Raw genomic sequence first — 8,940 nt, 5'->3', positions numbered from 1 at the left:
GTCGAAACTTCGCGAGGTCTGTCTAGTGCAATTGCTGAGATTAGCTTCATAATAGAGATATCCTTTTTTGGATGATAGGCGATCGCTGTTTGATTTGTACTCGGTAGCGGTCGCTTTTGATTTATATGTATATATTATCCGATACTCTATCAGATTGCAATACCTATAGGATTAAACTATCTGATAAATGAACGGTAATACTATCAGATAATTTAATAGGATATTTATCGGAGTTAGTGATAGTATGAAGTAAACCCGATAATATATCTGATATAGTTATTTATGCCTAAAATTAACGATAACGTTGTCCGGGTAGATTTCCGGTGTCCGATCGCAATTTATCAGGCTATTGAGAAATTAGCAGAAGAAAATGGGCAGCCGATACATCATATAAGTGGGAAAGTGCAGATCAGCAGTACCATCATCGACTTATTAAAAACAGGGTTAGCAGTTCACGCCCCGGACTCCCTACCCCAATCGAATGGGGGGAATTTAGCCGATAAGCTATCGGAAAAAATCGATGACGCGATCGAAGCCAAAATGAACGCGGCGATCACTTCCCTTCGGGCCGAATTGGTAAGAGAGATCGCATCAACGAAAAAATAGGAGTTTACAAAAATGTCAGAAGACAGATTAGAGCGGATCGAGAGAATAGTGGAATCGAACGCTCGCGCTATTCAAGCCCTAGCTGATGCCGTTGCTAGTGACCGCGAGGAACGAAAACAGGAGAAAAGAGGGCTTTACGATTATCTAGCTCGAATAGCAAGCGCACAATCAGATTTTTATGAGACTCAAGCCGATTTTTACCGGCATCTAGAGAGAATGGATGATCGACACGCTCAAATGATTGAAATCATCAGACAGATTAACGAAAACAGAAGCGATCACCCCCCTAACCCCTAAAACCATTAACCCGTATCCCCTACGGGTTCTTAACAAAACTTAATGTGTTGATAATTACCCTTTTCGCAAGATGATCGACAACCTTGTACTACTAAATTCTCGACTTTCTCACTTATCCCCGGTTCCCCTTATTACCGATTGGGAGCGGGTTCTATCTGACTGGTTAGCTACTAAGCGCTCACCTCATACCCGCCGGGTGTACCAAAAGGATATTGATAATTTTCTCTCAGACATTGGGACGGAATTGGGGAAGTTTCTAACGCTCGATCGCCATAAGGCTTATGCCCTAGTCAGTCGCTATAAAGGGGATTTAATCCAAAAAGGCTTAAAATCGGCCACAATCAATAGAAGACTAGCTGCTATTAAGAGTTTAGTCGCGTATGCTTACAATTGCGGTCATTCCGATTTTATGCTTGAGTCTGTTAAAGGGGAAAAATTGTCATCATACCGTGACACTTCCGGGGTTGATTCCGAGACGTTTAAGCGAGTGTTAGGGGGGATTGACCGGGGAACATTAAAGGGTATCCGTGACTATGCACTCCTAATCCTTTTATGGAGTAATGCCCTACGAAGATCGGAAGTCAGCAAGGCTTCGATCGCTGACTTTGACCCGGTAGCTAAAACCCTGAGAATTTTTGGGAAGGGAAGGGGGAATCAGTCAGAAATTATCTCTCTTGGCAAGGCTACGGTCAATGCGATCGAGGCATGGCTAGAGGTAAGGGGGGAAACTAACCCCGATAAAGCCTTGTTTTGTTCTGTGAATGCTGGTTACCGGGACGGTAGGCTATGCCCTCAAGCTATCTACACTGTGGTTAAAGAACGCTGTCAGTCCGCGGGAATAACTAAGGTTATGTCCCCCCATAGAATCAGACACAGTGCGATCACGGCCGCATTAGAGGCTACGGGTGGGGATGTGAGAAGGGTCCAGAAGTTATCCCGTCACAGTTCCCTAAATACCTTGCTGATCTACGATGACAATCGGAAAAACCATCAGGGGGAGGTCACTGACTTACTGGATGGTCTGGTTTAACACCCAAAAAAACACCCCTTCAAAATCACCCCTAAAACCCACGGAAAAAAGGTTTAGGGGTGATTCATCATTGGCATTGGGATTTAATTAAGTGCTAATTCTTTAGATTGAGTGCCAATTCTCAAAGTGTCCACCTTGGCTAGACAATAACTAGACAATTGGCTATTCTATGAATAGACGGATAGACAACGGATAGACAACTATGGCACGCGACAAATTAATCACAATCAGGATAGAAAGGGAAAAGAGAGACGCTTTTAATCAATTGGCTAAGGCTCAAAACACAGATACAGCCTCGCTTCTATACGATTTTATCTCAGGATGCCTATCCGGTACGCTAGACATTAAGCTAGTCACTGGCAAGGGGAACCGACTAGACAATCAGATAGACACTAATCGACTAGACAAATTAGAGACGGATACTCAAAAAATAGACGAACGAGTAGGCCAAATAAGCAAAAAGCTTAATGATTGGATAGAGGCTTTTAGTGACCGCCTAAACGATTGTGATCAAGGATTATCAAACAAAATCACTAGCCTAGAGCATCGGCTAAATGCTCTCGCTATGCAGTTAGATAGTCAACAGGATAGACAACAGATAGGCAGTATAGACACGGATAGCCAAAAAAATGACGATATGGAATATCTACTAAAAAGAGAGCGCGAATGCTCGATCGCAACTTCCCCCCTTCCCCCTTCCCCGCCGGACCGACCGGCGATCGAAACCGTGACCCCGGAAGTTTCACCCTCACCACCGTCACCACTGGGAACGGACGCGATCGAAACCTTGCCAACAGTTGAGACAGTTTCTACAGACTCATCTATTGAACCAGTAACGGACGCGATCGAGACTGTCCGGGGTGACAGTGACTCAATTGACACAGAACCGGGTGAGGCTGTGACCATAGGGGATAAACCGTGGTACACGGTCAAAGACTTACTGGACTGCCATTATCCCGGTTGGCCTGAAACCAAAGAAGGGTTAAGGAAAAAGGCAAAAAGAGAACACTGGCCTAAACGGACGCGGCGCGGCAGCAAGGGCGACCCTTACGAGTATCAAGCGGTTTTACCCGATTAGCTTTGAATCACTTCTCACAGGAAAAACGCCCAAAAATGGGGATATTAGGGCATTTTTCCAATGGGTAGGGGTTAGCGTTTAAGGTCAAACATTTAAAGTGTCGAAACCCTTAAAACCCTTAAAACCCTTACCCTGTAGGAGTTTCACCACAGCGATTTAAGATTTCTCTGTTTTTTTTGCCATATTCCTATTAGTTATTTTCTGGTTTTATTGGGTTTTCTTTTATTATTAAATCGATTCCCCAACAGTGGAACCCCTCAATTATGGTGATTTTAACCAAAAAGGGACAGAATTAAGGATAACCGTTGGGAATGGCAGTCACAGTCTTTAATGGTGAGTATTTGGCTATTTTATCGAGATTATCGCCTATAATGCCCAAAAATGAACGATTAAAATCAAGAAAAATGTACCGCCTTTTAAAGGACAAAAATGACCTATACAAGGGATTATCGTGATTTTTTGGGCTATTAGGCGATAAAGTGCCGGGCCCTGCTTTTTTGGGTTTATTTTTGGTGTATCAGGGTAATTCTGGGTGATTACCAATAAAAAGGGGGATTATCCCTTATTTTTCTGATTTTCCCTGATTCTTTGGCTCCAAAAATTATCGAACGCTTCCTTAATACTAGATTGAGGTATTTTTAGTCTTTTTGCTAATTCACTTAGCATGATAGGCCTCATCCACAAAGGTTTTTCGAGGATGAGATCAAATTCTTTTTCGAGATTGTTAAAGTCCATAGCGTTTGATTGGGTTGTTAGGGGTTATTGGGTTATGGGGATTACTTTTTAGTAATCCCCATAACTATTAGGTTTTTTCCTTTGTCTTTCGGGCAGGTCCCGGAGTGTCTAGCCGAATGTCAGCCAGGGGAACTGTGATTAACATTCGATCAAGGTTTTTTATGGTGATTGCATCACCATCAACGCTGAAAACGGTATGGGGACTTCCTTTATAAAAGCAGTAGTCATCGGGCTTGAGGTTGTCAGTGCCACCCGGTGGGTGATCGGAGTCTTGGGGGGATAAAGGGGATAGGGGGGATAGGGGGGATTTTAATTTATCCCCCCTTGCAAAGTCTTGCTGTGATTGAGTTTCATTAACTTGGGGGGATAAAGGGGATAAAGGGGATAGGGTATTATCCCCTTTTGATTTTTCAGTGAGGGGGGATAATTCCTTATCTGAAATATCGGTGAGAGGGGATAGATTCTCAGAAGTAAAATGATTTTTTTTATCCCCTTTATCCCCCTTTAGGCTGTAATCCTTACTAGGTAAGGGTTCTGTTGGGGGGATAAGGTTATCCCCCTTTATCCCCCCTTTATCCCCTTTAATCTCAGAATCCTTATCTGGTAAGGGTTTCGCTGGGGGGATAAGGTTATCCCCCTTTAATACTCGGAATTCGATCGAGCCACGGGTGGTTAATCGGGTTTCCCCGTAACCCTTGTCGCTTAATTCCTTGAATATTTCAGCTATCCGGTTCGACGGGTATTCTGTCTTAGTTTTTCCCGAAAAAGCCTTTTTCCTTGCGTTATTTGGGGTTATCCAATCACCAGCTACAGATAGCAGCCGCGCATACTGGGAAGGTAAATCGTCCGATAGCTTCCCATACATCCCCCTTACTTGGTTCATAAAAAAGCTTGCCAGTTCGATCGCCGCGTTAACAATTTCTTTACCAATCTCTATCGATGGTGTAATACCGTTAAATAGAGAATTGAGTAGGTGTAAATTGAGTGCTAACCGTCCGATTAAGCCACGGGCTTTTATGAGTACATTTCTCATAGCCGGGCGCTGTTCGCCATCAGCTAATAATTTAAGTCTGTTAGCGGCTTGCAGAAATCTTACCCGTGCCGGGCGTGATAGATCATAAGTAGCCACGGGTAGGCGGTCAAATTGCCGATAGAGGTCTGTCAGCATTGGGGTGAGATTAGGATAAGCCGCGTCAATATCAAGATCAAGGCTAGAGGGGGGAAGCTGACAAAAAATAAACCGCGCCCATTGACCGCTATGGTCTTCCTTGTCCCCTAGTAGTTTCTCTAGCACCCGGGGCTGTATCGTGCCGTAAATACTTAAAAGAATTTTTCGACAAACTACCGTTTTATCGGGATCTGCCCGCAGGGTGATTGGGGGGGTTCCATCGTAGTATTCAAGGATATCCTCGCTATCGGACCCACGGCCGCCCCGGTACTGGTTAGCACTCTTAAAGAGGCCGGCCAACTCATCCTTATAGAGAAGCATCCCTTTGTCAGGGTTACTCGCTGCATAGCGAGATATGCCCTCACCGGTTCCCCCGCTAAAGTAGCGGATCCGCCGGGTAGGTTTCGAGGGGGGGCCATCGGGGAATGAGTCGGTATTTTTTGATTTTTTGGCTATCTCGTAATCAGCAAGCGTGGCTTTATACTCACCGAGTTTTGATTCATAATCCTGATCATCCCGTTCATTTAAAGCCTTGAGAGGATCGGTAATCATGGCGCGGCCTATGATTGATTTACCCTCTCCTGAGAGAGCAACGATCGCACTATAGAGATTAGCGGGAACCTTCCAGTCGGTCTGGGGGTAAAGGCTTAAGGCTGTGTCCGGGTGAAGGGTTGACGATAGCCCGGTAAGAAGCGCAGTTAAATAGGCCTCACCCCTCAATCCTGTTAACCGGGCATGATGCCCAATGGCTGCGGCTAATTTCTCAGGGAGTATTTTGCTAAGGTCAAGCCTTTGGCTATCGGCTTTTAAGATATTGTCGAGGTCGCTAAAAAGGTCATCCTTGTCAAGGTCGCGGTCATTTTCCTCAACCCTTTCTTTATAGATTTCATTGATCCTCTGATCCGATATTCCATATTGTTTGGCAATCGAAGTTAACTCGATTTTTAGCCGTGAACCGATAACACCCTGACTGATCAGATTATCGATTGTTTCCTCTATGGTTTCTAGCGGTTTAGGCGTAAATTTGGGATGAGTGACTAAATTACTGGTTTTTTCTGTTTTTTGCTGGTTAAGGGTCTTTTTCTCACCAATTGCATTGATAATATCTTCTTTGCCGGCCCCTTCATCTATCCAATCTTTCAGATCGGCCCCTTTGGAATCAGGGAGATGATGCCATAGGGGGGAATTTGGGAAACAGTAGAGCCATTGGGCATTAGGGAAGTCTTGAAAGATAGATTCCATGTGCTTAATGCCGGGAACATCCCGATCAGGGCATAAAATTATCGTGGCCCCTTCCAAGTCTTTGCTATCGGACGGCCGCCACTTACCTGATCCGGCTATGTTGCAAGTCGCGGGTAATCCCAGTGACCAAAGAAGATCGACTTTTCCTTCCCCCTCAACTATGAAAATAGTTTCACCGCGTGCGATCGCTTGCCTAACTTCCTTGTAACGGTAAATCGGGATATTTTCCCGTTTAATTTCGCCTAACCCTTTTATCCACTGTTTACCGTCCCAACGCTCCTGATAAATGGTTTTTTCGCCGTTGCCGGTATCTTTTCTCGTTACCCTTACTAGGGGATTACCAAGTCGATCAGGATAATTGTAGTGAGTAGTCTTGATCGGACGTAACGGTTTTACCCATGGTTCTGGTTTGGCCGGCGCGTAATAGAAGCTACCCTCACCATCGCACTTACTGGTTTTTTCCCATCCCGGCGCGGGTTCGTGATCTCGCTTGCATACCGATAAATCGCCTATCGAGTAACACCAGTCCGTTTTTCCGCAGTGAGGGCAAGGATTATTTTTCGAGGCCCGGGCTAGACTTTTTTCACTGGTTTTGCTATAGTCGTGGTAGTTGTACATGACATATTCCTTTTAATTACAAAGGGTAAAGCCGCAGCTATTTCTACTAGCTGCGGCTTTTTGGGTTTTTTGTGCCGTGAGTAACCTTACCCGTGCCGCAAAATTCGCGTCATTTTGGCTTATTTTGCCAAAATTAACCGTTATTGTGCTTAGTAAAGCTTCTATTGGGCTGGTAATGATGTTACCGCTTAATCCCGTGGCATTGTAGGGATTTTTGGGGGAAACTCTTGACTTTAATGATATTTTTCTGGTAAGATTCATGGTATTAGAAAATATTTTGGAACCGCTCCCTAGCCTGCGAAGCTTCGGGAGTGGTTGTTTTTAGGCGGTTTCTAGTGATTTTGTGAGTAATTCTCTCAATATATGAGAGGCGGTTGCCCCTTGCTTATTGGCACGATTGAGAATTTCTTGCTTCATCCTTACCGGCACTTGAGCGATTAAAATTGTATTTCCCGGCGCTGGTTTGTTGGTTGCCATGTTTTTATCTTTTATCTCCATCTATTAGAATAACACGCATAATAAATAATCTGTACTACTCAAGCACAAAACTTTTGTGAAATTCACAAAATCACAACCCCCAAAACCTCAAAACCCAATCACAGCAAGGGTTTTAAGTCACAATCTTAATTTTTCAATCGGGTTGATAACGCTAAATTTTCAGATTCTCCCAGTAATTCTCACTTACTGGGAGAATCTCTAATCTAAGAAAAAACTAATCCCATCCTTTATAGTAGGATTGTACCTCCCAGTTAGGTTCGATATTGTCACAGTTGTGAGAGATTATTTTGATTCCCCCTTCTTTTCCTTTGTTTTCGAATTCGATTTTTGGGTACAGCGATCCAAATTTTCGGGTTCCCTCGTGGAATGAATCTGCCTCAATTGTCACTACAATAAACAGTTTTAATGATGCTGTGATTTCCATTTTTGCCTCTATTTAAATTAGTTTCCTGTGCGATTTTATCATAGCTTAAATCTACCAATCCGCAACCTCATCGAATATTTCCCCCCACAAAAAATTAAGACCTATCCAGTGCCAATCAACGTTATCACAATCGGCAATATTTGAGGGCATTAAAGGCTCTAAGGTTTCGCGTGCTTTGGATAAAATAACCGCTAAATCCCCATCATTTTCTAGGGCTAATTCTCTCATAAAGTGCGCCGCTTGACCCAAAAAAGAACGACCATCAATGCTATTAATAAAAAAATATTTGTCATCGTCCCCAAAATATTTTAGAACCGCTAAAGTGTCCGGGTCAGTGGGTTTAGGGGTGCTTCTAAAAAGCTTATAATACTGTTCTTTTGTTGCCATTTTTAACCTCCTAAATATTGATTGTTTCCTGATAACTGATAACTGATTAATGCTCTAATTCCCAATCTGCATAGTCGATATTATCTCGCCAATCAAGCAGATTGGGCATTTCATCCCCATAGCTTAAAGTGATACTCGGGTAGATATTTTCAAGCAATTCTAAGGCTTCTTTTTTACTAGAAGCGGGCAAGGTTACTTCCAATTCAATGCGAAGGATTCCAGTAAATTCTTTAAGTTTTGTCATCTTTTTTCCTCCTAATAAGGGGGAATTTAATCCCCCGGTTACTGATTAAAGATTAAAATGCTTAACGGTTTGGATGAATAGGGTAGTCCCTATCGCGCGGGCATCATCCGGGGTGAGCGCTATGTTTTCGGCCTTGTCTTGGCAATGCTGATAAAGGCTGGCCAAATTGGCTACATATTCGGCCATTTCGGCTTTTTTATCGGGGGAAAAATTGGGATCAGATTGAGGGGGAATACTATAGGTGTGAGCGGGTTTCACCGGAACCGGTTCCACTGGCAAGGGTTTTCCGAGATTGGTTAACGCTTCATTTTCGATTAGCGAAAACTTGCCTTTTGAGTCAACCCCCACGGTTATCGGAGAATTTTTAATGACATAGCGACGGCTATAATCATCGTCAGCCCCGCGCCATAGTGTGATTTTCTCACCGGTGTCACGCGCCATGCAGTCGATCACTAATCTTTGGCCGAAGCGTGTCGAAACTTCGCGAGGTCTGTCTAGTGCAATTGCTGAGATTAGCTTCATAATAGAGATATCCTTTTTTGGATGATAGGCGATCGCTGTTTGATTTGTACTCGGTAGCGGTCGCTTTTGATTTATATGTATATATTATCCG

10 protein-coding genes are annotated in these 8,940 nt (G+C 43.7%); 4 read left to right on the top strand and 6 right to left on the bottom strand.

The window, feature by feature from the left end; genetic code table 11:
• Positions 1-282 precede the first annotated feature (282 nt).
• The 4 genes from IM473_RS16650 to IM473_RS16635 all read left to right on the top strand — a co-directional run bounded on the left by IM473_RS16650 (position 283) and on the right by IM473_RS16635 (position 3,011).
• Positions 283-606 carry a hypothetical protein gene (locus IM473_RS16650; RefSeq protein WP_287660255.1) on the top strand — a complete coding sequence of 108 codons (324 nt, stop codon included), beginning with the start codon at positions 283-285 and terminating at the stop codon, positions 604-606.
• 12 nt (positions 607-618) lie between these two features.
• Positions 619-903, top strand: a complete 285-nt coding sequence (locus IM473_RS16645) for a hypothetical protein (protein ID WP_287660254.1) — start codon at positions 619-621, stop codon at positions 901-903.
• A gap of 70 nt (positions 904-973) precedes the next feature.
• The gene (locus tag IM473_RS16640; protein WP_287660253.1) at positions 974-1,933 is read left to right on the top strand and encodes a tyrosine-type recombinase/integrase; all 960 of its coding nucleotides are present in this window, start codon (positions 974-976) and stop codon (positions 1,931-1,933) included.
• 202 nt (positions 1,934-2,135) lie between these two features.
• The gene (locus IM473_RS16635; protein WP_287660252.1) at positions 2,136-3,011 is read left to right on the top strand and encodes a DNA-binding protein; all 876 of its coding nucleotides are present in this window, start codon (positions 2,136-2,138) and stop codon (positions 3,009-3,011) included.
• Positions 3,012-3,813: 802 nt separating this feature from the next.
• On the opposite strand, the gene IM473_RS16630 is transcribed toward IM473_RS16635, so the two are convergent.
• The 6 genes from IM473_RS16630 to IM473_RS16605 all read right to left on the bottom strand — a co-directional run bounded on the left by IM473_RS16630 (position 3,814) and on the right by IM473_RS16605 (position 8,849).
• Positions 3,814-6,774 (bottom strand): DUF3987 domain-containing protein, encoded by a 2,961-nt coding sequence (locus tag IM473_RS16630; RefSeq protein WP_287660251.1) that lies wholly within the window; start codon positions 6,772-6,774, stop codon positions 3,814-3,816.
• A gap of 12 nt (positions 6,775-6,786) precedes the next feature.
• A complete protein-coding gene (locus tag IM473_RS16625; protein WP_287660250.1) occupies positions 6,787-7,035 on the bottom strand; it encodes a hypothetical protein in 249 nt (82 codons plus the stop codon).
• 60 nt (positions 7,036-7,095) lie between these two features.
• A complete protein-coding gene (locus tag IM473_RS16620) occupies positions 7,096-7,251 on the bottom strand; it encodes a hypothetical protein (protein WP_287660249.1) in 156 nt (51 codons plus the stop codon).
• Between the two features lie 496 nt (positions 7,252-7,747).
• Positions 7,748-8,083, bottom strand: a complete 336-nt coding sequence (locus IM473_RS16615) for a hypothetical protein (protein WP_287660248.1) — start codon at positions 8,081-8,083, stop codon at positions 7,748-7,750.
• A gap of 46 nt (positions 8,084-8,129) precedes the next feature.
• Entirely contained in the window at positions 8,130-8,327 is a 198-nt protein-coding gene (locus IM473_RS16610) for a hypothetical protein (protein WP_287660247.1), read from the bottom strand.
• A 45-nt stretch (positions 8,328-8,372) separates the two neighbouring features.
• Positions 8,373-8,849, bottom strand: coding sequence for a hypothetical protein (locus IM473_RS16605; protein WP_287660256.1), 477 nt, complete (start codon positions 8,847-8,849; stop codon positions 8,373-8,375).
• Positions 8,850-8,940 lie beyond the last annotated feature (91 nt).

The sequence above is a fragment of the Microcystis sp. M015S2 genome (assembly GCF_020245945.1).
Lineage (GTDB): Bacteria > Cyanobacteriota > Cyanobacteriia > Cyanobacteriales > Microcystaceae > Microcystis.
The sequence above is the reverse complement of the archived record's forward strand: the minus strand, read 5'-3'. Positions and strand labels throughout refer to the sequence as shown.